The 24,124-nt window shown below is 71.8% G+C and carries 22 protein-coding genes; 8 read left to right on the top strand and 14 right to left on the bottom strand.

The window, feature by feature from the left end:
* The first annotated feature begins 62 nt into the window (after positions 1-62).
* Together ACFWPQ_RS14930 and ACFWPQ_RS14925 are read left to right on the top strand one after the other, a co-directional pair.
* Positions 63-1,046 carry an aldo/keto reductase gene (locus tag ACFWPQ_RS14930; protein ID WP_384033539.1) on the top strand — a complete coding sequence of 328 codons (984 nt, stop codon included), beginning with the start codon at positions 63-65 and terminating at the stop codon, positions 1,044-1,046.
* A 67-nt stretch (positions 1,047-1,113) separates the two neighbouring features.
* On the top strand, positions 1,114-2,070 hold the full coding sequence (locus ACFWPQ_RS14925) for an SDR family NAD(P)-dependent oxidoreductase (protein ID WP_384033536.1): 957 nt from the start codon (positions 1,114-1,116) through the stop codon (positions 2,068-2,070).
* A gap of 22 nt (positions 2,071-2,092) precedes the next feature.
* Here ACFWPQ_RS14925 and ACFWPQ_RS14920 read toward each other — a convergent pair whose 3' ends face one another.
* Together ACFWPQ_RS14920 and ACFWPQ_RS14915 are read right to left on the bottom strand one after the other, a co-directional pair.
* Positions 2,093-2,575, bottom strand: coding sequence for a GNAT family N-acetyltransferase (locus tag ACFWPQ_RS14920; RefSeq protein ID WP_384033533.1), 483 nt, complete (start codon positions 2,573-2,575; stop codon positions 2,093-2,095).
* Positions 2,576-2,633: 58 nt separating this feature from the next.
* Positions 2,634-2,807 (bottom strand): hypothetical protein, encoded by a 174-nt coding sequence (locus ACFWPQ_RS14915; RefSeq protein WP_107436349.1) that lies wholly within the window; start codon positions 2,805-2,807, stop codon positions 2,634-2,636.
* A 485-nt stretch (positions 2,808-3,292) separates the two neighbouring features.
* On the opposite strand from ACFWPQ_RS14915, the gene ACFWPQ_RS14910 reads away from it, so the two are divergent.
* Both ACFWPQ_RS14910 and ACFWPQ_RS14905 read left to right on the top strand, forming a co-directional pair.
* The gene (locus ACFWPQ_RS14910; RefSeq protein WP_384033530.1) at positions 3,293-3,670 is read left to right on the top strand and encodes a hypothetical protein; all 378 of its coding nucleotides are present in this window, start codon (positions 3,293-3,295) and stop codon (positions 3,668-3,670) included.
* A gap of 25 nt (positions 3,671-3,695) precedes the next feature.
* Positions 3,696-4,466 (top strand): SDR family oxidoreductase, encoded by a 771-nt coding sequence (locus ACFWPQ_RS14905; protein ID WP_384033527.1) that lies wholly within the window; start codon positions 3,696-3,698, stop codon positions 4,464-4,466.
* Positions 4,467-4,655: 189 nt separating this feature from the next.
* Here the strand turns inward: ACFWPQ_RS14905 and ACFWPQ_RS14900 are convergent, their stop codons facing one another.
* From ACFWPQ_RS14900 to ACFWPQ_RS14865, 8 genes are all read right to left on the bottom strand, one after another.
* Entirely contained in the window at positions 4,656-6,182 is a 1,527-nt protein-coding gene (locus tag ACFWPQ_RS14900) for an SDR family NAD(P)-dependent oxidoreductase (RefSeq protein WP_384033812.1), read from the bottom strand.
* A 103-nt stretch (positions 6,183-6,285) separates the two neighbouring features.
* Positions 6,286-7,545 carry a wax ester/triacylglycerol synthase family O-acyltransferase gene (locus tag ACFWPQ_RS14895; RefSeq protein ID WP_384033809.1) on the bottom strand — a complete coding sequence of 420 codons (1,260 nt, stop codon included), beginning with the start codon at positions 7,543-7,545 and terminating at the stop codon, positions 6,286-6,288.
* A 221-nt stretch (positions 7,546-7,766) separates the two neighbouring features.
* The gene (locus ACFWPQ_RS14890) at positions 7,767-10,100 is read right to left on the bottom strand and encodes a GH92 family glycosyl hydrolase (RefSeq protein WP_384033524.1); all 2,334 of its coding nucleotides are present in this window, start codon (positions 10,098-10,100) and stop codon (positions 7,767-7,769) included.
* A 198-nt stretch (positions 10,101-10,298) separates the two neighbouring features.
* Complete coding sequence (locus tag ACFWPQ_RS14885; protein WP_384033521.1) at positions 10,299-11,063, bottom strand: SDR family oxidoreductase; 765 nt, start codon at positions 11,061-11,063, stop codon at positions 10,299-10,301.
* Between the two features lie 13 nt (positions 11,064-11,076).
* Positions 11,077-11,988 (bottom strand): aminoglycoside phosphotransferase family protein, encoded by a 912-nt coding sequence (locus ACFWPQ_RS14880; protein ID WP_384033518.1) that lies wholly within the window; start codon positions 11,986-11,988, stop codon positions 11,077-11,079.
* Between the two features lie 89 nt (positions 11,989-12,077).
* On the bottom strand, positions 12,078-13,298 hold the full coding sequence (gene glgC / locus ACFWPQ_RS14875; RefSeq protein ID WP_384033515.1) for a glucose-1-phosphate adenylyltransferase: 1,221 nt from the start codon (positions 13,296-13,298) through the stop codon (positions 12,078-12,080).
* Between the two features lie 104 nt (positions 13,299-13,402).
* On the bottom strand, positions 13,403-14,554 hold the full coding sequence (gene glgA, locus ACFWPQ_RS14870) for a glycogen synthase (protein WP_384033807.1): 1,152 nt from the start codon (positions 14,552-14,554) through the stop codon (positions 13,403-13,405).
* Positions 14,555-14,592: 38 nt separating this feature from the next.
* Positions 14,593-15,402, bottom strand: coding sequence for a (2Fe-2S)-binding protein (locus tag ACFWPQ_RS14865; RefSeq protein WP_384033804.1), 810 nt, complete (start codon positions 15,400-15,402; stop codon positions 14,593-14,595).
* 210 nt (positions 15,403-15,612) lie between these two features.
* Between ACFWPQ_RS14865 and ACFWPQ_RS14860 the strand changes: the two genes are divergently transcribed.
* Entirely contained in the window at positions 15,613-16,797 is a 1,185-nt protein-coding gene (locus ACFWPQ_RS14860; RefSeq protein WP_384033512.1) for a DMT family transporter, read from the top strand.
* On the opposite strand, the gene ACFWPQ_RS14855 is transcribed toward ACFWPQ_RS14860, so the two are convergent.
* Complete coding sequence (locus ACFWPQ_RS14855) at positions 16,787-18,010, bottom strand: transglycosylase family protein (RefSeq protein WP_384033509.1); 1,224 nt, start codon at positions 18,008-18,010, stop codon at positions 16,787-16,789. The genes ACFWPQ_RS14860 and ACFWPQ_RS14855 overlap by 11 nt on opposite strands.
* A gap of 328 nt (positions 18,011-18,338) precedes the next feature.
* Here ACFWPQ_RS14855 and gndA point away from each other — a divergent pair, with 328 nt between their 5' ends.
* Entirely contained in the window at positions 18,339-19,778 is a 1,440-nt protein-coding gene (gene gndA / locus ACFWPQ_RS14850; protein ID WP_384033506.1) for an NADP-dependent phosphogluconate dehydrogenase, read from the top strand.
* A 458-nt stretch (positions 19,779-20,236) separates the two neighbouring features.
* On the opposite strand, the gene ACFWPQ_RS14845 is transcribed toward gndA, so the two are convergent.
* From ACFWPQ_RS14845 to panD, 3 genes are read right to left on the bottom strand one after another with little or no spacing between them, the layout of a single operon-like run.
* A complete protein-coding gene (locus ACFWPQ_RS14845; protein ID WP_384033503.1) occupies positions 20,237-20,896 on the bottom strand; it encodes an aspartate/glutamate racemase family protein in 660 nt (219 codons plus the stop codon).
* A 10-nt stretch (positions 20,897-20,906) separates the two neighbouring features.
* Complete coding sequence (locus ACFWPQ_RS14840; protein ID WP_181805538.1) at positions 20,907-21,251, bottom strand: GNAT family N-acetyltransferase; 345 nt, start codon at positions 21,249-21,251, stop codon at positions 20,907-20,909.
* 21 nt (positions 21,252-21,272) lie between these two features.
* A complete protein-coding gene (gene panD, locus ACFWPQ_RS14835; RefSeq protein WP_362602480.1) occupies positions 21,273-21,692 on the bottom strand; it encodes an aspartate 1-decarboxylase in 420 nt (139 codons plus the stop codon).
* A gap of 186 nt (positions 21,693-21,878) precedes the next feature.
* Between panD and ACFWPQ_RS14830 the strand changes: the two genes are divergently transcribed.
* Together ACFWPQ_RS14830 and ACFWPQ_RS14825 are read left to right on the top strand one after the other, a co-directional pair.
* The gene (locus ACFWPQ_RS14830) at positions 21,879-22,334 is read left to right on the top strand and encodes a MarR family winged helix-turn-helix transcriptional regulator (RefSeq protein ID WP_384033500.1); all 456 of its coding nucleotides are present in this window, start codon (positions 21,879-21,881) and stop codon (positions 22,332-22,334) included.
* On the top strand, positions 22,331-24,109 hold the full coding sequence (locus ACFWPQ_RS14825; protein WP_384033497.1) for an MFS transporter: 1,779 nt from the start codon (positions 22,331-22,333) through the stop codon (positions 24,107-24,109). Before ACFWPQ_RS14830 ends, ACFWPQ_RS14825 begins: the two co-directional genes overlap by 4 nt.
* Positions 24,110-24,124 lie beyond the last annotated feature (15 nt).

Here is a 24,124-nt window from a genome sequence, read left to right as displayed (position 1 = left end):
ACGTATCTATCCAGTTAGTTATGGGTCCGGGCACGGATCCGAACGCGGAAACGAGGAACCTCATGGAACAGCGCGCACTGGGCGGCCAGGGCCTGACCGTCGGCGTCCAGGGCCTCGGCCTCATGGGTATGAGCGCCTTCTACGGCGCCACCGACGAGACCGAGTCGCTGGCCACCGTCGACCGGGCGCTGGAGCTCGGCGTCACCCTGCTGGACACCGCCGAGAGCTACGGCCCCTTCGTCAACGAGCAGCTGCTCGGCAAGGCGCTGGCCGGGCGCCGGGAGGCCGCCGTGGTCGCCACCAAGACCGGCGTGGAGATCACCGACGAGGGTCAGGTGGTCGGCCTGAACGGCACGCCGGAGTACGTGCGCCACGCACTCGACCGGTCGCTGCGCCACCTCGGCACCGACCACGTCGACCTCTACTACCTGCACCGCATCGACCCCAAGGTGCCGATCGAGGAGACCGTCGGCGCCCTGGCCGAGCTGGTCGACGAGGGCAAGATCGGGCACATCGGTCTCTCCGAGGCCTCCGCGCAGACCATCCGGCGGGCCCACGCGGTCCACCCGGTCGCCGCCCTGCAGATCGAGTACTCCCTCTTCGAGCGCGGCATCGAGCACGACGGCGTCCTGGACACCCTCCGGGAGCTGAACATCGGCCTGGTCGCCTACTCCCCGCTGGGGCGCGGCTTCCTGTCCGGTGCGATCACCAGCCCCGACGACTTCGCCGCGGACGACTGGCGCCGTACCGACCCGCGCTTCCAGGGCGAGAACTTCCGGCGCAACCTCGACGTGGTCCGCGAGGTCCGCCGGCTCGCCGCCGACAAGGGCGTCACCCCCTCCCAGCTGGCCCTCGCCTGGGTCCAGCAGCAGGGCGCGGTCGCCATCCCCGGCACCAAGCGCCGCCGCTACCTGGAGGAGAACATCGCCGCCACCGAAGTGACCCTCACCGCCGAGGACCTCGCTGCCATCGAGGCGGTCGCCCCGCACGGCGCGGTCACCGGCGAACGCTACGCGCCGGAGCACATGGGAACCCTGAACGGCTGACGGCCGACACCTCCCTCCGGGGCGAACCCCGGCCACACCCCCCACTCATCCACAGGAGAAACCCCTCATGTCCGTACCCCAGAACCCCGCCGTCCTCGGAGCCACCACCACCGCCGCCGAGGTCGTCGACGGCGTCGACCTGCACGGCCGCCGGGCCGTGGTGACCGGAGCAAGCTCCGGCATCGGCGTGGAGACGGCCCGCGCGCTCGCCTCGGCCGGCGCCGACGTCACCCTGGCCGTACGCAACACCGAGGCGGGCAACCGCGTCGTCGCCCGCCTGGAGGCCGAACTTCCGGCCGGCTCGGGCGAGTTGACCGTGGGACGGCTGGACCTGGCCGACCGGTCGACGGTCGCGGCCTTCGTGGCCGACTGGCAGGGCCCGCTGCACATCCTGGTCAACAACGCCGGTGTGATGGCCCCGCAGGAGATCACCCGCACCCCCGACGGCCGCGAGCAGCAGTTCGGCGTCAACCACCTGGGCCACTTCGCCCTGACCACCGGCCTCCACCGGGCGCTCGCGGCGGCGGACGGCGCCCGGATCGTCTCGGTCAGCTCCACCGGCCACCTCTTCTCCCCCGTCGTCTTCGACGACCTGGACTACCGGTTCCGCCCCTACGACCCGTGGACCTCCTACGGCCAGTCGAAGACCGCCAACATCCTGTTCGCCGTCGCCGCCGCGGAACGCTGGGCCGACGACGGCATCACGGCGAACGCCCTGATGCCGGGCAACATCGCGGACACCAACCTGGCCCGGCACATGGACCTGCAGGAGATCGCCGACTTCATCGCCTCGGGCGCCATCGCGCTCCCGCCGCAGAAGACCGTGGAACAGGGCGCCGCGACCTCGGTGCTGCTGGCCGCCTCGCCGACGGTGGCGGGCGTCAGCGGCCGCTACTTCGAGGACTGCGCGGAGGCGAAGCCGGTCACCGAGCGCGGCACCAACGTCGGCGGAGTCGCGCCGTACGCCCTGGACCGGGACAACGCGGCCCGGCTGTGGCACGTGTCCGAGGCGCTGATCGGCTAGGCCGCAGGGAACGGCAGTCGGGTCACAGGGCGCGGTACATGATGTGCAGGCCGACCGGTCCGTGCTTCGGGTGGTCGAAGGCCCCCGGGACCGTGCCGAGGATCGTGAAGCCGAGGGAGGTCCACAGGGCCGCGGCGGGGTTGGTCTCGACGACGGCGTTGAAGACCATCGCCCGGTAGCCGTGCGCCCGGGCCTCGGCGAGGACGTGCTCGGCGAGCGCGCGTCCGATGCCCTGACCGCCCCGGTCGGGGTCGACCATGAAGCCGGCGTTGGCGACACCCGCGGCGGGGCCCCCGTAGTTGGGGGTCAGGTAGGCGGAGCCTACGACGGCTCCGGTGGGGTCCTCGGCGACGTAGACACGTTTCGCCGGGCTCATCCACAGGGCGCGGGCCGCCTCCTGAGAGGTCTCGGGGTCCCAGCCGTAGGTCTCGGCGGCGGCGACGATCCGGTGCCAGAAGGGCCAGATCTGCGGCCAGTCGGCCGCGGTGGCTTCTCTGATCAGCATGGGCGTGAGTCTCGCACGCCCATGCGCGTCGGCGATCGCGACGGGACTGACCGACCTGTCAGTCCACGCTCGGCAGGATGTGGGGCTCCGCGAGGTCCTCCTCGTAACCCGCGAGGCGGATCGGGGCGGACCGGGCCCACACGTCGAGGCTGCCGAGCTGTCCGGGCCGCGTGCCCGCGCGCTCCGTGCGTTCCTTGGGGCGCTGCTCGCGATTCGTCTTCTCAGGTGTCACCGCGCACTCCTTATGTGTCGGTCACCCTCGGGGCGTGCCGGACGGTCTGCGTTCCGGTGCCGGGCGCCCGCTCGGGTCTGGATGGAAGGCCAGTTCGGACGCGGTGGCGCCGGTGATTCTCAAGAGAGCAGGCCGTTGTCTGCCGGCTTGTCCCGGGACGGACCGTGGGTGTGGGTGGGACCCCTAGGTGCTGTCCGTCCTCTATAGATTAACCAAATGAGCAGGGGTCCGCTCGATAGGGAGTGCAAACAAGGTGTAACTATCGCGAGTCGTTGCGCACTTCGGCGACCCCGAAATACACCTGTTCGTAAAATGATGCCCCGTTTACGCCCCACCCGCTCGACCTATCCATCCGAACACGTCTTCGATCACGCAACCGGCCGCTCCCTTCACAGGCTGTGCAGTTCAGGTTGCGTTGGCCGGGTCGAAAACTCGACATGATCCGATGGCGCAGGACAACGGCTGTCTCGCGGAAGGACTGACGCATGGAGCTGCGCAGCGTCGAGGAGCTGATGGATCTGCTGTACGCCTGCCGGCACCAGCGCGCCCTGCGCACCGCGGCCCTGCTGCGCCGCGCCCGCCCCGCCGACAAGGAACTCCAGGTGGCGGGCCTGGTGCACGGCGTCGAGGAACTGCTCGGCCCCGCCGACGGCGCCGCACACGCGGTACGCCACCTGCTCGGGGAACGCGTCTACCACCTCGTCCGCGGGGACGGCGCCGCCACCGACGAGGACGTGCTGCGACTGCGCCAGGCCGACGAGGAGAGCCGCACCGCGAGCTTCGACGCGGGCGTCCTGGAGGACTGGCGGACCGTCCTGGAACTGGTCGCCGCCCGCAACTCCCGCCTGGGGGCTGTCGACTGACGTTCCGTCATGAGACGGTACGGCGATGACGTCATCGTACGGGCCGTCGTACGGGCTCAGGGGCCGGGCGGCCGTCGTCACCGGCGGCACCCGCGGCATCGGGCGCGCGGTCGCCGAGGCGCTCGCGGCGGCCGGAGCGCTGGTGTGCGTGAGCGCGCGGGACCCGGACGAGGTACGGCGTACCGCCGCGGAGCTGGGCGGGATCGGCCTGGCCGGCAGCGTCGCCGAGCCGGAGCACGCCCGGGAGCTGACCCGGCTGGCGCTGACCGAGTTCGGGCGGCTGGACGTCCTCGTCAACAACGCGGCGACCAACCGCCCGTACGGCCCGCTCATGGACGCCGACCTGGGCCTGTGGCGGGAGGCGTTCACGGTGAACGTGGAGGCACCGCTGCGGCTGACCCAGTGCGCGTGGCGCGGCTGGATGCGGGAGCACGGCGGCTCGGTGGTCAACATCTGCACGGAGGGCGCGACCCATGTCGGCCCCCACGTGGGTGCCTACGGCACCAGCAAGGCCGCGCTCCTGCACCTGACCCAGCAGCTGGCGGGCGAACTGGCACCCCGGGTGCGGGTGAACTCGGTCTCACCGGGCCTGGTGCGCACGGAGATGGCCCGCTTCATGTGGGAACCCCGCGAACGGGAGATCGCCGACGGCCTGCCGCTCGGGCGGATCGGAGAACCGGAGGACGTGGCGGGGGCGGTGCTGTGGCTGGCCTCGGACGCGGCGGAGTGGGTGACGGGAGCAGACCTGGTGGTGGACGGCGGTACGAGGGTGAGAGCGGCGCGTATCTCCACCTGAAGCGGCGCAGGACTTCCCGATATGCGGCTGCTGCAGTGCCCTGGGGGCGCGGGACTGTTCCGATCTGCGGCTGCCGCCGCGTGGGCGCGACCTGCAGCGTCTCGCGACGCCTCAGGCGCAACCCCCCAGGGGCGCGGGGAACGGTGCGACCAGCCCCCACTCACCCGCACCCGCACGACCAGCCGAAACTCACCACTTACCCGGCGCGTAGTCCTTCAAGAAGACCCCGTACACGTCCTCGCCCTGCTCCCCGAGCACGATCGGGTCGTAGACGCGGGCCGCCCCGTCGACCAGGTCGAGCGGTGCGTGGAAGCCCTCCTCGGCCAGCCGCAGCTTGTCGAAGTGCGGCCGTTCGTCGGTGATCCACCCCGTGTCGACGGAGGTCATGAGGATGCCGTCGGTCTGGAACATCTCCGCCGCGCTGGTCCGCGTGACCATGTTCATGGCCGCCTTGGCCGCGTTGGTGTTGGGGTGCCCGGCGCCCTTGTAGCCGCGGCCGAAGACACCCTCCATCGCCGAGACGTTGACGACGTACGACCGGCCGCGCGCCGCCTTCTTCGCGGCCACCGCCATGGCCGGCCGGAGCGCGCTGATCAGGATGAACGGCGACGTGTAGTTGCAGAGCTGGGTCTCCAGGAGCTCCACCGGGGAGATCTGGTCGATGGTCTGCACCCAGGTGTTGGTGTCGACGACGTCCGGGACCAGGCCGCCCGCGTCGATGGCGGTGCCGTCGAGGTGCCGGGCCACGCTGGCGTTGCCCGCGACCAGCGCGAGGTCGGCGACCTTCTGGGCGTCGAGGCCGCTGGTGCCCAGCGGCAGCGCGGCGAGGCCGTCGACGGCTCCGGAGTTGAAGGCGCCGATGACGTGGTGGGCGGGGAGCTCGCCGGCGGGCAGCGGGGCGCTCTCGCCGTCGACCAGGGCCGCGTAGGCGGCCGGCAGCCGGCGCACGGTCTGGGTGGCGTTGTTGATCAGGATGTCGAGCGGGCCGTCCGCGCTGACCTGCTCCGCCAGGGCGACGGCCTGCGCCGGGTCGCGCAGGTCGATGCCGACGACCTCCAGGCGGTGCAGCCAGTCCGCCGAGTCCTCCATCGCCTTGAACCGGCGGATGGCGTCCTTCGGGAAGCGCGTGGTGATGGTCGTGTGGGCGCCGTCCCGCAGCAGCCGCAGCGCGATGTACATGCCGATCTTGGCGCGGCCGCCGGTGAGCAGGGCACGCTTGCCGGTCAGGTCGGCGCGGGCGTCGCGCTTGGCGCGGTTCAGCTCGGCGCAGTCCGGACAGAGCTGGTGGTAGAAGTAGTCGACCTCGACATAGCGGGTCTTGCAGGTGTAGCAGGAGCGCGGGCGCTGGAGTATCCCGGCGACCCGGCCCTCCTCGGTCCGGGACGAGGGCAGCAGGCCCTCGGTCTCGTCGTCGATGCGCTCGGCGGAGCCGGTGGCGGTGGCCTCGGTGACCGACCTGTCGTGGGCGGTCTTGGCGGCCCGGCGCTCCTGGCGGCGGCGCTGCTTGACCGTGCGGTAGATGCCGGCCGTGGCCCGGCGCACCGCGATGGCGTCCGGGTGGTCGACCTCCAGCTCGTCCAGTTCGGCGAGCACGCCGAGGCAGACGGCGAGCCGCTCGGGGTCGATGCCGGGGCCGTGGACCACGGCCTCGTCCGCGGCCTCGTCCACGGCCCGCACCGCGTCCTCGGCCGCCGGGCCGTCCTGTGTCACCGTCATCGCGCTGCCGCTTCCCTGGTCCACCAGCGGCGCTCCGTATCGCGCCCGCTTTCGAACCGGGAATTTTACGGAGCGCCGGGCAATACCTCCAAACCCGACCGGATCATGGGTCGCAGACCGCGATCAGCGAGTCCACCTCGTCGGTGACGGCGCGGGCCAGCACGTCGAGGTCGGGGACGGCGCTCGCGTCGGCGACCAGGCCGTAGTGGACGCGGTTGCGGTAGGTGGAGATGGCGACGGCCAGGGACTGACCGGGCGCGAGCGGGGCCAGCGGGTAGACGGCGGTGAGCGGGTGGCCGCCGAGGCGCAGGCCGACGCCGGGCAGCGGCACGCTGGTGACCAGGATGTCGAACCAGAGCCGGGCGGCCTGGCCGACGAGCGGCCCGCCGAGCCGGTGCCCGAGCGCGGGCACGTGGTCGGCGAGCAGGGCGACGGCACCGGCGCCCCGGTTGGGGCCGGCGTCCTTGTTGCGGACCATCGCCGTGCGGACGCGGTCGAGGCGGGCGATCGGGTCCGGGTTGTCGACCGGGAGCCGTATCAGGTACCCGGAGAGCCGGTTGCCCTGTGGGGCCACGGTGCGCGGGCGGCGCTTGGAGACGGGGATCAGGGCGCGCGGGGCGACGCCCTCGGTGCCGTCGCCGCGCTCGACCAGCCAGCGGCGCAGGGCGCCGGCGACGACGGCGATCAGCACGTCGTTGACGGTGCCGCCGACGGCCTTGCGGACCCGGTGCACGTCGTCGATGTCGAGGTCCACCCCGGCGACGCTCCGGGTGCCGGTGGGCTCGGACGTCAGCGCGGCCGAGGAGCTCACCCCGAGGGCGGACAGGGCGACGGAGGCGCCGATGTCCAGTGCCCGGCCCACGTCCGAGAGGGCGCCGCGCACCAACTCGGGCAGCCTGCGCACGTCGGGCAGTGCCAGCATCGGGCGCGGCGGTTCGATCGAGCGGGGCGCGCGCACGGGCAGGTCGAGCGGGTCCATGACGCCGGCGGCCAGCTTGAGGGCGCGCAGCCCGTCGGCGAGGGCGTGGTGGAACTTGAACAGCACCGCGAAGGACACCCCATCCTCGCCGGGCAGCACATGCGCCTCCCACGGCGGCCGGTCGCGCTCCAGCGGACGCTCCATCAGCCGGCCCGCCACGGCCTGGAAGTCCGAGGTCGGGGCGTGCAGCCGGACGTGGTTGAGGGGGTCGAAGTCCGGGTCGGTCTCGCGGGCGGCGCCGCCGAACCCGAGCGGCTGCCAGACGTCGCGGATGCGCATGCGCAGTCCGGGCACGGCGGCGGCACGGGCGGCGAGCAGGTCGGCGGCGTGTGCGCCGGCGGTCGGCGAGTGCGCCGAGAAGACGCCGAGCGCGCCGAGGTGCATCGGGTGCTGGTCGGACTCGATGTTCCAGAACGCCAGATCGAGAGGGGCGAGCAGGTCAGCATTAGCAGTCTTCAAAGGGGGTGCCTCGCGTCGACGGAGGGTGGATCAGCAGTCAAACGCCGACTCATGATTACGGTCAAGTACGATCACGCTACGCTCAGTTAACAGCAGATTAAGTCCCGCCTCCTCCGAAAGAGGCGGGGCTCATGGGGCACCTGAGGTCACTTCAGCGCCGGTGGCGCCGCCTCGGGTGACGTACCCCACTCCGACGGGCGCGGGCCGACCGTGAACGCCAGTGACCGCAGGGAGCGCAGCGCACCGGTCGTCAGATACGTACGGCCGTAGTCGGTACCGTCGGCGCGGGCCTTCTGGATGTACCGGTGGTCGGCGGAGGTGCCCGGCGCGGTCACCGTGAACCCGCCGCTCGGCCAGTAGCGGCGGTCGAGGCGGACGTCGGCCCGGTCGAAGACGGGCGTGGACAGGCCCCAGGTGCCGTAGCCGGGCTGCACCGGGAAGAGGCCGAGGGACGACAGGACGTTCCAGGCGGACATGGTGCCGAGGTCGTCGTTGCCGGTCATCCCGGTCGGCCCGTCGGTGAACAGGGTCAGCGCCGCGTGCACCACGTCGGTGGTCTTCCAGGGCTGGCCGGTGGAGAGGTAGGCGTACGGGGCGATCAGGTCGGGCTCGTTCATCGGGTTGTAGACGGCCGCGTTGTAGTAGGCGTACGCGTTGCCGTGCACCCACACCTCGCGCGCGGTCCTCGCCGGGTCGGCGAGCAGCCTGTCGTAGGCGAAGAAGGAGTCGAGCCGGGCGTTGGCGGCGCGCTCGCCGCCGATCAGGGAGATCACGCCGGGCAGGTCCTGCGGGACGAGCCACTGGTACTGCCAGGCGGTGCCCTCGTGGAAGCCGATGCCGCGGGCCGGGTCGGGGTCGCCGGTGAAGGCGCCGGAGGCGTCGCGGGCCCGGAAGAAGCCGGTGGAGGGGTCGAAGACGTTGCGGTAGTTCTGCGCCCGGGTGGCGTAGCGAGCCGCGTCCGCGCCGTGGCCGAGGTCCCGGGCCATCTGCCCGAGCATCGCGTCCGACAGCGCGTACTCCAGGGTGACGGAGGCGCCGTGGTCGTAGTCGGAGTCGCCCACCTTGGTGTGCGGGCGGCCCTTGAGGTACGGCGCGAAACCGTCGGCGAGGTACTCGGCGTTGGCCTCGCGGCCGACCCCGGCGTTGGCGGCCGGCGGCACCCCGTCGGCGTTCTTCCGCAGCGCCCGGTAGGCCCGCTCCTCGTACCCCTTGAGCAGGCCCGTCTGATAGGCGGTGGTCAGGAACGGGGTGACCGGGTCGCCGGACATGATGTTCGTCTCGACCGTGCCGTAGCCCCACTTGGGCAGCCAGCCGCCCTCCTCGTCGACCTTCAGCACCGACAGGGCCATGTCCCGGGCCTCGCGCGGGGCGAGCAGGGCGAGCGCCTGGGCCTGGGTGCGGTAGGTGTCCCAGAGCGACCAGTTCTGGTAGTAGGTGAACCCCTGCGCGCGGTGGATCCGGCGGTCCCAGCCGGTGTAGCGGCCGTCGGCGTCTCCGCCGACGTTGGGCGCGAGGAAGGTGCGGTACAGGGACGAGTAGAAGGTACGGCGCAGGGTCGGGGAGCCGCCCTGGACGCGGATGCCGCCCAGCCGCCGCTCCCAGGCGTCCCGGGCCTGCCGCCGTACCGTGTCGAACGAACGTCCGCCCTCGGCGCGCAGATTGACCTCGGCGCCCTGTGCGTCGACGTACGACAGGGCGGTGGTCGCCTCGACCTTACGGTCCCGGGTGGTGTCGAAGCGGACGTAGGCGCCGTGGGCTCCGGTGCGGGCGCCGGGGGTGACCGTGCTGCCGTTCCAGGTGCCGTACGCGGTGAAGGGACGGCTGAAGCGGGTGACCGTGTAGACGGTGTACGGGGCGGTCTCCCGGCAGAAGCCATGGCCGGTGATCCGGGTGCGGACGGTGTGGTCGTCCAGGATCTCGACCTCGCTGCTGACCGGCTTGTGCAGTGCCTGGTGCGCGTTGAACAGGACGTTCGCCCGGTCGGTGGCCGGGAAGGTGTAGCGCTGAACGCCGGTGCGGGCGGTCGCGGTCAGCTCGGCGGTCACACCCGAGTCGAGGCCGACCCGGTAGTAGCCGGGGCTCGCCGCCTCGTCGGCATGGCTGAACCCGGCGGCGTACTTGGCGTAGTCCGTCTGCGTGACGTCCCCGGTGGTGGGCAGCACGGGCAGGTCGCCGCCGATGGCGCAGCCGACGCCGGAGAGGTGGACCAGGGAGAAGCCGCGGATCCGGTGCTGGGAGTAGTCGTAGCCGGTGCTGTGCCCGGTGTCCGGAGAGAGCTGCACCATCCCGAAGGGCACGGCCGCGCCGGGGAACGTGTTGCCCTCGTCCTGGCTGCCGATGAAGGGGTTCACCAGGTCGGCGAGGTGGCCGTCGGTCGGTTCGGCGGCCCCTGCCGCGGGGGTGGCGAGCAGCGCGGACGCTGTCAGCGCCCCGGCGAGGCACAGCCGTGTGCGCCGGAGAGCCGCGGTGGTATGTGACATACCACTGGTCCCTCTCATGTCGGATGACCTCCGAAGTTCGACATTGCTGTCTGCATCGTGAGGGGAGAGGTCCGCAAAGTCCGGCAAATGACGGTTTTTCACTCGCAGCGCGTCGCGCCCGAGTTCAGGTGTGCGCAGGTGAGTCCCAGGAACGGCTCGATCTCGGCCCGCCGGTGTGGCCTCGGCGGCCCATGGGCGTCACAAAGCCGAGCCGCCGGACACGTCGATGCACTGCCCCGTCACCCAGCGGGAGTCCGAGGAGGCGAGGAAGGCCACGACGTCCGCGACGTCCGCGGGTTGCCCCATCCTGCCGAACACGGAGAACGCGGCGTGCTGAGCCTCGGCCTCGGGCGTTGCCCAGCGCCTTCGGTTCAGGTCCGTCTTGACGAAGCCCGGTGCCACACAGTTCACCGTGATCTGCCTGGTCCCCAGTTCCTTGGCGAGCGTGTGCGTCAGAGCCTCCAGGGCCGCCTTGGCCATGGTGTAGGCGAGGGAGGACGGGAGGGCGACACGGGTGGCCGCCGAACTGATGTTGATGATGCGGCCGCCCTCGCGCAGTATCGGAAGTCCTTCCTGCACGAGAAAGAGCGGCGCCCTGGCGTGGACGGCCATGAGCCGGTCGAAGTCCTGCGGGGTCACCTCGCGGACACCGCCGCCGATGTTGAAGCCGGCGTTGTTGACCAGGATGTCCAGCGCGGTCGGCTCGCCCAGTGCGCGCAGGCCGACGTCGAGCCGCTCGTACACCGTTCGGATGTCGTCGGCCGCGTCGAGCGGACCATGCACGGGAAAGGCGTGCCCGCCGGCCTCGGTGATCAGTGCGACGGTCTCCCGGGCCGAGGACTCGTCACTGCCGTAGTGCACGGCGACGAGCGCACCGTCCGCCGCGAGACGGCGGGCGATGGCCCGGCCGATCCCGCGCCCGGCGCCGGTGACCAGAGCCGTTCTGCCGTTCAGCGTACCCATCGTCACTCCGTACCTACGTCAACACACCTTGCAGAACACGGTCGAGCGCCGCCCGGCCCGCGGGTCCCCAGGCCGGCTTGCCGCCGGGAAGGCCCCGGTCCCCGCTCTGGCCCATGAGGATGAGGAAGAGGCTCTTCATGGCGGCCAGCCCGCGGGCGCGCCGGATCGTCGCCTCGTCCGCAGACGCGTACACCTCGAAGAACCGTGAGCCCGCGCCCGCGGGAAGCAGCACCCATGCGGCCGCCAGGTCCCACGCCGGATCGCCGGCGAACATCGCGTCGAAATCGATCACGCCCGAGAGCGTCCCGTCCGCGACGACGACGTTCGCGGGATGGAGGTCACCGTGCAGCCATACCTGCGGGCCCTCCCACTCGGGGGCCGCGACAGCGTCGTCCCAGACGGCCCGGACGGCACGGGCGTCGGCGGAAAGACCGCCGGGGGCGATGGCGCGCAGGAACTCCTCGAAGCCGCCCGTGCACTCCTTGGGGTGAGCGCCGCGGTCCGTACTGGCCGGCGCCTCGGCGGGCGCCTCCACATGGAGCGCCCTGAGGAAGCCCGCCAGGGTGTCTGCCGCGTGGTCGCCGCGACTGATCGAGGTGTGGTCCAGCGGCTCGCCGTGAACCCACGTCATGACGCTCCATGGCTTCGGAAAGCGCGCGGACGGTTCGCCGATCCGCACGGGTGTCGGAACCGGGAGCGGAAGGCGCGGGGCCAGGACGGGCAGCCACCGGCACTCCTTGCGCAGGAGATCCGGGGCACCTTCCATGCGCGGCATACGCACGGCCAACTCGTCCCCGAGGCGCCACATCTGGTTGCCCCAGCCGCCCGCCACCTCGCGGACGGGCAGCCCCGCAAGGTCCGGATGCTGGTCCTCTAGAAGACCGTGCACCAGCTCTGCGGTGATCTCGATCCCGGAGTCGGTCATACGAAGGCACACTACCGAGTCCGGCGCCGACTCCGGCAGTTCGAGGCCTCGAGCAGCAAGGCCTCAAGCAGCGAGGCCTCGAGCAGCTCCTACGTGACCAGCTGTCCCTTCCCGAGGCCGATGACCCCGCCCTTGGAGACGGTGTACAGCTCCGCGTCCCGGTCGGGGTTGACGCCTATCGTCGCGCCCGGCGGGACCTCGACGTTCTTGTCCAGGACCGCGTTGCGCACCACCGCGCCGCGGCCCACGATGACGTTGTCGTGCAGCACCGACCCCTGGACCACCGCGCCCGGGTCGACCCGCACACCGGGTGACAGCACGGACCGGGTGACCTGGCCCCGGATCAGGCAGCCGGCGCTGATGATGGACTCGCTCGCCATGCCGCCCGAGTTGAAGCGGGCCGGGGAGAGCTGGTTGGAGTGGGTGTAGATGGGCCAGCTGCGGTTGAAGAGGTTGAAGGCGGGCCGCTCGGCGATCAGGTCCATGTGGGCGTCGTAGTACGCGTCGAGGGTGCCGACGTCCCGCCAGTAGCCGCGGTCGCGGCTGGTCTCGCCGGGGACGTGGTTGGTGCCGAAGTCGTAGAGCTGGGCCTCACCGCGGGCAGTGAGCTGGGGCAGGATCGAGCCGCCCATGTCGTGTACCGAGTCGTCGTCCTCGGCGTCCCGGTGCAGGGCCTCCACCAGGGTCTTGGTGGTGAAGATGTAGTTGCCCATGGAGGCGAAGACGCAGTCCGGGGCGTCCGGCAGGCCCGGCGGGTCGGCGGGCTTCTCCAGGAAGGTCTCTATCGTCTGCCCGTCCGAGCCCGGAGTCATCACGCCGAACGCCGAGGACTCCGCGCGCGGGATGCGGATGCCCGCGACCGTGACGCCGGCGCCGCCCTCGATGTGCTGCTGCAGCATCTGCCGGGGGTCCATGCGGTAGACGTGGTCGGCGCCGAACACCGCGACGTAGTCGGGCTGTTCGTCGTGGACGAGGTTGAGGGACTGCAGGAGGGCGTCCGCGCTGCCCAGGTACCAGCGCGGGCCGAGCCGCTGCTGCGCCGGGACCGGGGTGACGTAGTTGCCGAGCAGGCTGGACATCCGCCAGGTGGTGGTGATGTGCCGGTCCAGCGAGTGCGACTTGTACTGCGTCAGCACGCAGATGCGCAGCACGTCCGCGTTGACCAGGTTGGACAGCACGAAGTCGACCAGGCGGTAGGTACCGCCGAAGGTGACCGCTGGTTTGGCCCGGTCGGCTGTGAGCGGCATCAGGCGTTTGCCCTCTCCGCCGGCCAGCACGATCCCGAGTACCGAAGGTCCACCACGACGCATGGCCGCTCCCCTCACCCTGGTGCTCCATGCTTGCCCTGGGAGCACATCCGCTAAGCCTGCACCGGGATCGCGTCGAACAGGCGGCCTGTTCGTTACGCCTGTCGTTACGCCTGCTTGAGGATCTCCTCATAGAGCCGGACCGTGCGCCGGGCCACCGCGTCCCACCCGAACTCCCCGACGGCGCGCTCGCGTCCGGCCTCGCCCATCCGCCGGGCCGTCTCCCGGTCGCCGACGACGGCGTCCAGCGCCCGCGCCAGACCCCCCTCGAAGTCGTCGTCCAGGTCGACCAGCAGGCCGGTCTTGCCGTCCTCGACCACCTCGGGGATACCGCCGACCCGGGACGCCACCACGGGCGTGCCGCAGGCCATCGCCTCCAGGTTGACGATGCCGAGCGGTTCGTAGACCGAGGGGCAGGCGAAGACGGCCGCGTGGGTGAGGAGTTGGATGACGTCGGCGCGCGGCAGCATCTGCGGGATCCAGTGCACGCCCTCGCGGACCCGGCTCAGCTCCGCGAACAGCTCGCGGAACTCCCGGTCGATCTCGGGCGTGTCGGGTGCCCCCGCGCACAGCACGACCTGCGCCGCCGGGTCGATGTCCCGTACCGCGCGCAGCAGGTGGGGGACGCCCTTCTGGCGGGTGATCCGGCCGACGAACAGCACGTACGGGCGGCCGGGGTCGATGCCGATCCGGGCGAGGACGTCGGTGGCGTGGTCCGGGCGGTAGAGGGCGGTGTCGATGCCGTTGTGCACGACGTGGACCTTCGCCGGGTCCAGGGCGGGGTAGCAGTCGAGGATGTCCGTGCGCATCGCCCCGGACACCGCGATCACGCCGTCGGCGGCCTCGATGGCGCTGCGCTCGGCCCAGCTCGACAGGGCGTAGCCGCCGCCGAGTTGCTCGGCCTTCCAGGGGCGCAGCGGTTCCAGCGAGTGGGCGGTCACCACGTGCGGGACGCCGTACAGCATCTTGGCCACATGGCCGGCGAGGTTGGCGTACCAGGTGTGGGAGTGGACGAGTTCGCGGCCTTCGAGGCCCGCGGCCATCGCCAGGTCGACGGAGAAGGTACGCAGCGCGTCGTTGGCGGTGTCCAGGGCGGACCAGGGGCGGTGCCGGACGACGCCGACCCCGCGGCCCTCGCCCCAGCAGTGCACTTCGAGGTCGACCAGGGGCCGCAACTCACGGGCGAGGAACTCCACGTGAACACCCGCGCCGCCGTAGACGTCCGGGGGGTACTCCCGGGTCAGCAGTCCGACTCGCACCCGCAACCCCTCGCTCTCCACGGCCGGTTGTTCCATGGTCACCCAGATGCGGCGCGCGGGGAAGAGCGCGGTGGTTGTGTGAAACAACAGTCACCGCAGACCCCGCCGCCCGGTACCCGGTAGTAGAGACAGCAGCTGCGGCGCCGGAAGGCCAGGCCGGTGCGGGTGCCGGAGGCGCTCAGCAGGGGGTGTGCGAAGAGAGCGTCGGTGAGGGTACGGGTCCGGGCGGCCGCTTCCGCACGGTTGTTCGCGCGCGCCCAGCGGTCCAGTTCCCGTGCCGCACCGGCCAGCGCCGAGCCCGCGTTGCCCCACAGCAGACCGGCGGCGATCCCGTAGCGGTCCCTCAGGGCCTCCCCCAGGGGTTCGAGATGGCCGGGTACGACGGCTTGCACGACGGTGTCGGCGAGCGCGGCCGGGTCGGCGCCGCCGGGCAGCGGGCGCACCTCGGTGAGCCAGAGGTCGTCGGGGGCGGTGCCGGCGGGGTCCCAGCGGAGCAGGTCCGGGGCGAGGTCGGGGAGGCGGCCGTAGCGGACGGCGCAGCCGAGGGCGACGGACCAGAGCCGCGCGGCCAGCGCCTGGTGGGCGATGGAGGCGGCGACCCGGGGTTCGGAGACCCCGAGACGCCCCGAAACGGCGTCAATACGGAAAGTCAGGGAGTTTTCGTAAACATCCGATGTGAGTTTTTCATAGGCTTTTGCCAGCGTCGCCAGCGCCCCGACCCGTGCCGCGCCCGGGTCTGCGACCTGCGAGCGGACCGTCCGCAGGACGAAGAACCCGCCGAGCGGGCGGAGCGCGGCGAGATCGGGGTCCAGGTCGACGAACGGGTCCACGAACAGCAGTACTACCAGGGTTCCCGGGACCCCTGCGCACGCCTCCTCCACCCGGCGGCCCCCACCCTGGGGATGATCGGGATCCCTTCGTACTCCATCGGTAGTAGGACCCATTGGGTGCTCAGGTACGACGACGGGAAGCAGCCGGACCGGCAGAGTGTTGCTCATGGAAGCCGACCGATCACCGCGCGGGGCCGCGCGGTCCCGCCTGACGCAGAGGAGCCGAGTATGAGTGCCCTCGCGTTGTCCGTGTTGCTTTCCTTCGTCTCCGCCGTCGCCTACGCCGGCGGAGCGATCATGCAGGAGCAGGTGGCGGTCTCCTCCCCCGACGAGCAGTACGCGCCGCTGCGCCGCCCGAGCTGGTGGGGGGCGATGGCGCTCAACGGCCTCGGCGGCCTGCTGCACGTGGTGGCGCTGGCCTACGGGCCGCTGAGCCTGGTCCAGCCGCTGGGCGCGCTCACCATCGTGTTCGCACTGCCCATGGCGGCCCTCTTCGTCGGCCGCAGGGCCGGGACGACCGCCTGGCGGGGCGCGATCATGGCCACCGTCGGTCTGGCGGGTCTGCTCTCCCTGGTCGGGTCCTCCGACTCGCACACCCTGGCCTCCGCGGGGCGGATCGGGGTCGCGGTGGTCACCGGCGCGGCGGTCGTCGCCCTGATGATCGCGGGCCGGGCCGCGCACCGGCACCCGGCGGTGCGCAGCGTGCTGCTCGCCACCGCGTCCGGCATAGCCTTCGGCATGTCCTCGGTGTTCACCAAGGTCGTGGCGATCGACTGGGACGGCGGGATCGCCACGGCCGACCTGCTCTGGCTGTCCGTGATCGGCGCCTACGCCGTCGCGGGCGTCCTGATCTCCCAGGCCGCCTACCGGGGCGGCGGCCTCGCCGCGCCGCTGGCCACGCTGACCGTGGTCAACCCGGTGCTGGCCGCCGCGGTCGGCATCACGATGTTCGGCGAGACGTTCCGCTACGGCGCGACGGGCACCCTGCTGGCGCTGGGCTGCGGTGTGGTGGCGGCGGGCGGCCTGATCCTGCTGACGACCGAGCGCATCGAGCGCGCCCCGCACCCGGACGGGCCGGTGCCGGTGCCGGAGCCCGCCGTGGCCGAGGTGTCGCCCGAACCGCTGGTCGAGGCGCTGGTGGAACTGGCCGAGGCGGGCCTGGCGCAGTCCGGTGCGGCGCGCGCCGACGCGGCGCAGGCGGAGACGGCGGGGGCCGGGTCGGCGGAGGTCCGTTCGGCGGGCGACGGCCCCACGCGTCCCGCGCCGGCACCACTGATCGAGATGCCCCAGCAGCGGTCGGGTTCCGCGGTACCGGACGTGGTGGTCCCGGACGTGCCCGACGTCCTGCTGCCCGCCGCCGACTACGTGCACGGTCCGCTTCTCGACCGGCGCCGTACGCGGGTCACATACTGACGCCGCCGGCCCGGAGATAGGCGACCGGGTCGATGTCCGTGCCGAATCCGGGCCCCGTCCGCACCTCGAAGTGCAGATGCGGGCCCGTGGCGTTTCCGGTGGAGCCCGAGCGGCCGATCCGCTGGCCGGTGGAGACGCTCTGCCCGGCCCGCACGGAGATCGCCGACAGATGGGCGTACTGCGTGTAACGGCCGTCGGCGTGCCGGATCACCACCTGGTAGCCGTACGAGCCGCCCCAGCCGGCCGTGACGACCTGCCCGGCCTCGACCGCCTTGACGGAGGTGCCGGTGGGCGCGAGGAAGTCGACGCCGGTGTGGTAGCCCTTCGACCAGTGCGAACCGGAGGCGTGGTAGGGGGTGCCGATCGGGGCGTCGACGGGGGCGACGAGGGAGTGTCCGGTGCGGGTGGCGGCCGACGTCGTCTCGGTCTTGGTCTTGGTCTTGGTCTTGCCTTTGCTCTTGGCCTGCGTGTGAGGCTTGGTCCTGGTCTCGGCCTTCGTCTGCGGCTCGGCCTTGGCGGCCTGGCCCGTGAGGCTCAGCCGCTGTCCCGGCAGGATCAGGTCGGGGTCGGAGCCGACCGTCGTACGGTTCGCCGCATACAGCCGGTGCCAGCCCCCGGCCACGTCGTGGTCCTCGGCTATCCCGGAGAGCGTGTCGCCGCGCACCACGGTGTACATCTCGGACTGGCCGGCCCGGGACTGCGGCGTGGTCTGCGGCTGTACGTCCCGTACGGAACTCTTCGCCGAGCCCTTCGCGGCGCCCTTCGTGGAACTCTTCGCGGAGTTCGTCGCGGGGCGGGTGGCGGAGCTCTCGGTGTGCACGTCGGGGGTGTCGCCGCCGCGGGTGAGGCCGGCCCGTACCGAACAGACCGGCCAGGCGCCCGGCCCCTGGCCGTCGAGGACCTTCTCGGCGACCGCTATCTGCTGGTCCTTGGTGGCGAGGTCGGCGCGTGGCGCGTATCTCGTGCCCCCGTAGGCCTCCCAGGTGGACTGGGTGAACTGGAGCCCGCCGTAGAAGCCGTTGCCGGTGTTGATGCCCCAGTCGCCGCTGGACTCGCAGGCGGCGACCTTGTCCCAGGTGGACACGGAGGCCGCGTCGGCGCTTGTGGCGGCGGCGAGCGGGAGCGCGAGGCCGGCGCCGCCCGCCGTGACGGTGAGCGAGGCCCGGTTGATCCTGTTCGGCTGGTACCGGCGGTGCCGACCGCGTTCGGCCATGTCTGAAGCCCCCCTCGCCACACGCGTCAGGAAGGCCAAAAGTAAGCGGCCCGAACAGGCCATGACAAGACGGCAATCAGCCGCCTCTTCCGAAGGAATGCGGAGCGCAAACACATTGACGTGCCGTCAGCCCCACGCCTCCCACGGCAGCCGGGAGAAGCGTTTCACGAGGTTACTGAGCCGTTGGGCCCGTGTGATCCGTATCTGCGTGTGCGGCCGGTCGGACGGCGGGTCAGGATGGCCTTTGGGCAATACTGGCGGGCATGAGCGGCGGCAGCATCCCTCGCACGTTCTATGGGATCGACTTGATTCTTGAGGAGCAGTCGGTATGAGCACTTCGGCGCAGATCGGCGTCACGGGTCTCGCGGTCATGGGCCGCAACCTCGCCCGGAACTTCGCGCGCAACGGCTACACGGTGGCGTTGCACAACCGCACGGTGTCGAAGACACACGAGCTGGTGGAGAACTTCGGGGACGAGGGCGACTTCATCGCGGCCGAGACCGCCAAGGAGTTCGTCGAGGCGCTGGAACGGCCGCGCCGGCTGGTCATCATGGTGAAGGCGGGCGGTCCGACGGACGCGGTGATCGAGGAGTTCGCACCGCTCCTGGAACCCGGCGACATGATCATCGACGGCGGCAACGCGCACTTCGCGGACACCAGGCGCCGCGAGAAGGCGCTGCGCGAGCAGGGCATCCACTTCGTGGGCATGGGCGTGTCCGGCGGCGAGGAGGGCGCGCTGCACGGGCCGAGCATCATGCCGGGCGGGCCGAAGGAGTCGTACGACTCGCTGGGCCCGATGCTGGAGAAGATCTCGGCGAAGGCGGCCGACGGTGCGCCCTGCGTGACGCACGTGGGTCCCGACGGGGCCGGGCACTTCGTGAAAATGGTGCACAACGGCATCGAGTACGCCGACATGCAGCTGATCGGTGAGGCGTACCAGCTGCTGCGGGACGTCGCCGGGTACTCCCCCGCGCAGATCGCGGACATCTTCCGTACCTGGAACACGGGCCGGCTGGACTCCTACCTGATCGAGATCACGGCGGAGGTGCTGGCGCACGTGGACGCCGCGACCGGGAAGCCGTTCGTGGACGTGGTCGTGGACCAGGCCGAGCAGAAGGGCACCGGCCGCTGGACGGTGCAGATCGCGCTCGACCTGGGTGTGCCGGTGTCGGGCATCGCCGAGGCGGTGTTCGCGCGCTCGCTGTCCGGTCACGCCGACCTGCGGGCCGCCTCGCGCGGGCTGGCCGGTCCGAAGCCGACGGCGCTGTCCGAGGCGGAGGCGGCGGCGTTCGCGGACCGGGTGGAGCAGGCGCTGTACGCGTCGAAGATCGTGTCGTACACGCAGGGCTTCCACGAGATCCAGGCGGGCAGCGACGAGTACGACTGGAACATCGACCTCGGGGCGGTGTCCTCGATCTGGCGGGGCGGCTGCATCATCCGGGCGGCGTTCCTGGACCGGATCCGTGCGGCGTACGACACGCGGGCGGACCTGCCGAGCCTGCTGTCGGACGAGACGTTCGCGCGGGAGATCGCGGAGGCGCAGGACGACTGGCGTGAGGTGATCATCGCGGCGACGCGGGAGGGTGTCGCCGTGCCCGGGTTCTCGGCGGCGCTGGCGTACTACGACGCGCTGCGGGCCGAGCGGTTGCCTGCGGCGCTCACGCAGGGGCAGCGGGACTTCTTCGGGGCGCACACGTACCGGAGGGTGGACCGGGAGGGGGCGTTCCACACGCTGTGGGGCGGGGACCGCTCGGAGGTCACGGCGTAGGGCCGGTCGTCGGTGTGGGGTGCGGGCGGGCTGCGGTTTCGCGCAGTTCCCCGCGCCCCTGGGGTGGGCTGAGCTCGTGCTTCGGCTGCGGGCTCGTCTCGTTTTTTGCGCCGTTCCCCGCGCCCCCAAGCGGTGGCTGGGCTCGTACTTCCGGTGCGGGCTCGTCTCGTTTTTTGCGCCGTTCCCCGCGCCCCCAAGCGGTGGCTGAGCCCGGTTGTCAGGTGAGGGGTGGGCCCGGTTCCGGGGTGGGGGTGGGGTCTGGGATCGGGGTGGGGGGTGGTGGGGGCGGGGGTGGTGGGGGCGGCGCGGGGGCCGGGGGTGGTTCGGGGGTGGGGACCGGGCTGGGGTAGGGGTCCGGAGGGTGGGGGGCTGGTGCGGGGTCGGGGTTCGGGACTGGGTTTGTCATGGCGTCCTCCGGCCAGTGGCTCGATATCGCCTCTGGGGGTCTACTGCCCCATTTACCCGAGCGGGGCTCGCGCACTCCCCCGGTCGACCGCTGCCGCGCCCGCCGCGAGGCCCGGGCGTGGGCTGGACAGGATCGGGACCGTGGTGGTGGTGAGGTTCGCGGCCGAGGTCATGGAGGCCTGGGCCAGGACGATCACGTCGGCGTCGAGCACGGAGTCCGCCGCCGCTGCCACCAGGCGGGCACATCCCTCGATGTCGCCGGCGTCGAAGCGGGTCCAGGCGTCCGGTACGAGCTCGGCGCGGGCCCGGATCGGGCGGTCCGCGCGGCGGGCCTCGTCGTCCAGCAGGGCCAGGGTGGGCGGCAGGGTGCTCTCGACCGTCGCGAGTACCGCGATGCGGGGGCCCGCCGCCACTGCCGCGGCCGCCATCGGCCGGTCGCCGCGGATGACCGGTACGCCGACCCGGGCGGCCGCCCGCTCCGCCACCTCGCCGATCGTCGAGCAGGTGCAGAGCACGGCCTGTACGCCGGGGGCCGCTGCCTGCCGCAGGGCCGCGGTGACGTCCTCTGCCACCGCTTCGGGGCCCTCCCGGCGGGCCCGGGACAGGAGGTCCGGGGCCACGGAGTGGCGCAGCTCCAGACCCGGGTGGTGCGCGTCGCGCAGGGCGTCGAAGACGGGGACGTGGAGCGGCGAGGTGTGGAGGAGGGCGAGCATCGGGGAGCGCTCAGAAGCGGCCGGGGTGGGCGACCAGCCATTCCTTCGCCGCGCGCAGCAGCTCGGGGTCCGGCGTCGGTGCCACGTCGGGGTGGCGCTCGGCCCATCGGACGACGTACGGGCAGAGCGGGGCCACCGGGGTCTTCTCGCGCTCGGAGATCGCGTACAGCTCGCGGGCGAGGGAACCGGCGATGCCCTTCCCCTCGTGCTCGGGCTCCACGATGGTGTGGACGGGCACGAGGGCCCGGGAGGGCGACTCCAGGACGAAGTACTCGATGTGGCCGACGACTTCGTCGCCGGCGACCGCCTCCAGACGCCCGGCCGCCCGGTCGTCGCGGATCTCGATGTCGCTCATGTCGCCCTCCTGGTCCGCCGGTCAGGCCGAAACGGCCTGCGGGCTGCGCTCCTGGTCCGAGCCCGGTACCGGCTCGGACGGGTCGGCGCCGAGGGCCACGACCCGGTTGTCGTGGTCGACGTGCACGACCCGCGGCCGAAGCGTACGCGCCTCGGCGTCGGTGACCTGAGCGTAGCTGATGATGATCACCAGGTCGCCGGGATGCACGAGATGGGCCGCCGCCCCGTTGATCCCGACGACCCCGGAGCCCCGCTCGCCCTCGATGACGTACGTCTCCAGCCGGGCGCCGTTGGTGATGTCGACGATGTGGACCAGCTCGCCGGGGAGTAGGTCGGCGGCGTCGAGGAGGTCGGCGTCGATGGTCACCGACCCCACGTAGTGCAGGTCGGCCTGGGTGACGGTGGCCCGGTGGATCTTGGACTTGAACATGGTGCGCAGCATTGAGTGCTCCAAAGGTTCGGCTCCCTGCTTGCGTTTATGCAGGTCAAGGGCTCTACGGAGAGCAGCCTACGCAACCGGCGGGGAGTGTGTTCGTGACTGTCGTCACGCCGGTCCGGCAGGGTTTACTAACGTCTGGTTGAGCAGTCCAGACTGATAAACCTAGTGTTAGTACATGTGAAGACAGACATGGCCGCCGATGACGGGCGCATTAGCGATCTGAGCGACACCACCCGGCTCGCGTCCGAGCTCCGGCTCGCCGTGGGCCGCGTGACGCGGCGGCTGCGGCAGGCGCATGCCGTGGGGGACGTGTCCCTGTCGGGGGTGTCCGTCCTTGCACGGCTCGCGGGCGAGGGTCCGGACTCCCCGACCGCCCTCGCCGAGACGGAACGGGTACGGCCGCAGGCCATGGCCAGCACCCTCGCCCAGCTCGAACAGCGCGGTCTGGTCCGCCGTACCCCCGACGCCACGGACGGGCGGCGGAGCATCGTGGCCGTCACCGAGGAGGGGCGGGCCGTGCTCGCCGAGCGGCGCTCCGAGTCGGTCCAGCGGCTCGCGGCCGTCCTCGACACGTTCTCCGAGCGGGAGCGCGCGACGCTCGGGGCTGCCCTGCCGCTCCTCGACCGGCTGGCGGAGCGGCTGTGAGCGGCCGCGGGTGGTCCGCCGCCCTGCGCTCGGCCCGCCACCAGGACACCCCGGCCGGGCCCGGCTACAAGTGGGTCGCGCTGTCGAACACCACGCTCGGCGTGCTGATCGCCACGATGGACGCGTCGATCGTGATCATCTCGCTGCCGGCCATCTTCCGCGGTATCGGGCTCGACCCGCTGGCGCCGGGCAACATCGGCTACCTGCTCTGGATGATCCTCGGCTATCTGCTGGTGTCCGCCGTCCTGGTCGTCGTGCTCGGACGGCTCGGCGACATGTTCGGGCGGGTGAAGATCTACAACCTCGGGTTCCTGATCTTCGCGTGTGCCTCGGTCGCGCTGTCGCTCGACCCGTTCCGCGCCGGGGCCGGCGCCCTGTGGCTGATCCTGTGGCGGATCGTGCAGGCCTTCGGCGGGTCCATGCTCACCGCCAACTCGGCGGCCATCCTCACCGACGCCTTCCCGGCCCGGCAGCGCGGCATGGCCCTCGGCATCAACCAGATCACCGCGCTCGCCGGCCAGTTCCTCGGGCTGCTCGCGGGCGGACTGCTCGCCGTCGTCGACTGGCGTGCCGTGTTCTGGGTGAGCGTCCCCGTCAGCATCACCGGCACGATCTGGTCGTACCTGAGCCTGCGCGAGACCTCGGCGGGCCGGCCCGGCCGGATCGACTGGCTCGGCAACCTCACCTTCGCGGCCGGCGCCGGCATCCTGCTGGCCGGGATCACCTACGGGATCCAGCCCTACGGCGACAGCGCCACCGGCTGGGGGAACCCGTGGGTACTGGCCGGCCTGATCGGCGGCGTCGCCCTGCTGCTGGCGTTCTGTGTCGTCGAGACGCGGGTCGCCGAGCCCATGTTCAACCTGGCGCTCTTCAGGAACCGGGCGTTCGCCGCGGGCAACGTGGCCGCCCTGCTGACCTCGGTCGCGCGCGGCGGCCTGCAGTTCATGCTGATCATCTGGCTGCAGGGCATCTGGCTGCCGCTGCACGGCTACGACTTCGAGGACACCCCGCTGTGGGCCGGCATCTTCATGCTCCCGCTGACGCTGGGGTTCCTGATCGCGGGGCCGGTGTCCGGGTACCTGTCGGACCGGTTCGGCGCCCGGTTCTTCTCCACCGCGGGGCTGCTGGTCGTGATGGCGTCCTTCTTCGGCCTGCTCGCGCTGCCCGTCGACTTCGACTACGGGCTGTTCGCCGCGCTGCTGCTGCTCAACGGCCTCGGCCAGGGCATGTTCTCGGCGCCCAACACCTCGTCGATCATGGGCAGCGTGCCGGCCGAGTACCGGGGTGTCGCCTCGGGGATGCGGTCCACCTTCCAGAACTCGGGCACCGCCCTGTCCATCGGGGTGTTCTTCTCCCTGATGGTCTCGGGGCTCGCCTCCTCCCTCCCGGCGACGCTGAAGAGCGGTCTGGTGGCGCACGGCGTGCCGGCCGCCTCCGCCGCGCACGCCGCGGCGCTGCCGCCGGTGAGCACGCTGTTCGCGACGTTCCTCGGCAACAACCCGATCGAGCACCTGCTCGCCTCGGAAGGTGTCCTCGACCATGTCACCCACGCCCAGCGGTCCGTCCTGACCGGGCACACCTTCTTCCCGCAGCTGGTCTCCGGGCCCTTCCACCACGGCCTGGCCATCGTCTTCGGCGTGGCCGCCGGCATGGCCCTGGTCTCCGCGGTGGCCTCCGCACTGCGCGGCGGTCACCGGCCGGCACCGGACCAGCAGGAGCCGAAGGACCGGCCCGCGGCGCGTGCGGCGCGGTCCCGGCACAACGCGCCGTCGTGACAGAAGACGTGACAG

The organism is Streptomyces sp. NPDC058464 (assembly GCF_042721035.1).
In the GTDB taxonomy this organism is placed as follows: Bacteria; Actinomycetota; Actinomycetes; order Streptomycetales; family Streptomycetaceae; genus Streptomyces.
This window is presented reverse-complemented; position numbering and strand designations above follow the sequence as displayed.

Coding starts and splice junctions, on each gene's coding strand:
- ACFWPQ_RS14840 (WP_181805538.1), bottom strand. CDS start 21,251: ATGAGCGACATCGAGATCCGCGACGACCGGGCGGCCGGGCGTCTGGAG.
- panD (WP_362602480.1), bottom strand. CDS start 21,692: ATGCTGCGCACCATGTTCAAGTCCAAGATCCACCGGGCCACCGTCACC.
- ACFWPQ_RS14830 (WP_384033500.1), top strand. CDS start 21,879: ATGGCCGCCGATGACGGGCGCATTAGCGATCTGAGCGACACCACCCGG.
- ACFWPQ_RS14930 (WP_384033539.1), top strand. CDS start 63: ATGGAACAGCGCGCACTGGGCGGCCAGGGCCTGACCGTCGGCGTCCAG.
- ACFWPQ_RS14900 (WP_384033812.1), bottom strand. CDS start 6,182: ATGACGGTGACACAGGACGGCCCGGCGGCCGAGGACGCGGTGCGGGCC.
- glgC (WP_384033515.1), bottom strand. CDS start 13,298: ATGCGTCGTGGTGGACCTTCGGTACTCGGGATCGTGCTGGCCGGCGGA.
- ACFWPQ_RS14860 (WP_384033512.1), top strand. CDS start 15,613: ATGAGTGCCCTCGCGTTGTCCGTGTTGCTTTCCTTCGTCTCCGCCGTC.
- ACFWPQ_RS14905 (WP_384033527.1), top strand. CDS start 3,696: ATGACGTCATCGTACGGGCCGTCGTACGGGCTCAGGGGCCGGGCGGCC.
- ACFWPQ_RS14855 (WP_384033509.1), bottom strand. CDS start 18,010: ATGGCCGAACGCGGTCGGCACCGCCGGTACCAGCCGAACAGGATCAAC.
- ACFWPQ_RS14925 (WP_384033536.1), top strand. CDS start 1,114: ATGTCCGTACCCCAGAACCCCGCCGTCCTCGGAGCCACCACCACCGCC.
- ACFWPQ_RS14880 (WP_384033518.1), bottom strand. CDS start 11,988: ATGACCGACTCCGGGATCGAGATCACCGCAGAGCTGGTGCACGGTCTT.
- ACFWPQ_RS14845 (WP_384033503.1), bottom strand. CDS start 20,896: ATGCTCGCCCTCCTCCACACCTCGCCGCTCCACGTCCCCGTCTTCGAC.
- gndA (WP_384033506.1), top strand. CDS start 18,339: ATGAGCACTTCGGCGCAGATCGGCGTCACGGGTCTCGCGGTCATGGGC.
- ACFWPQ_RS14920 (WP_384033533.1), bottom strand. CDS start 2,575: ATGCTGATCAGAGAAGCCACCGCGGCCGACTGGCCGCAGATCTGGCCC.
- ACFWPQ_RS14885 (WP_384033521.1), bottom strand. CDS start 11,063: ATGGGTACGCTGAACGGCAGAACGGCTCTGGTCACCGGCGCCGGGCGC.
- ACFWPQ_RS14895 (WP_384033809.1), bottom strand. CDS start 7,545: ATGCACCTCGGCGCGCTCGGCGTCTTCTCGGCGCACTCGCCGACCGCC.
- ACFWPQ_RS14910 (WP_384033530.1), top strand. CDS start 3,293: ATGGAGCTGCGCAGCGTCGAGGAGCTGATGGATCTGCTGTACGCCTGC.
- ACFWPQ_RS14890 (WP_384033524.1), bottom strand. CDS start 10,100: ATGTCACATACCACCGCGGCTCTCCGGCGCACACGGCTGTGCCTCGCC.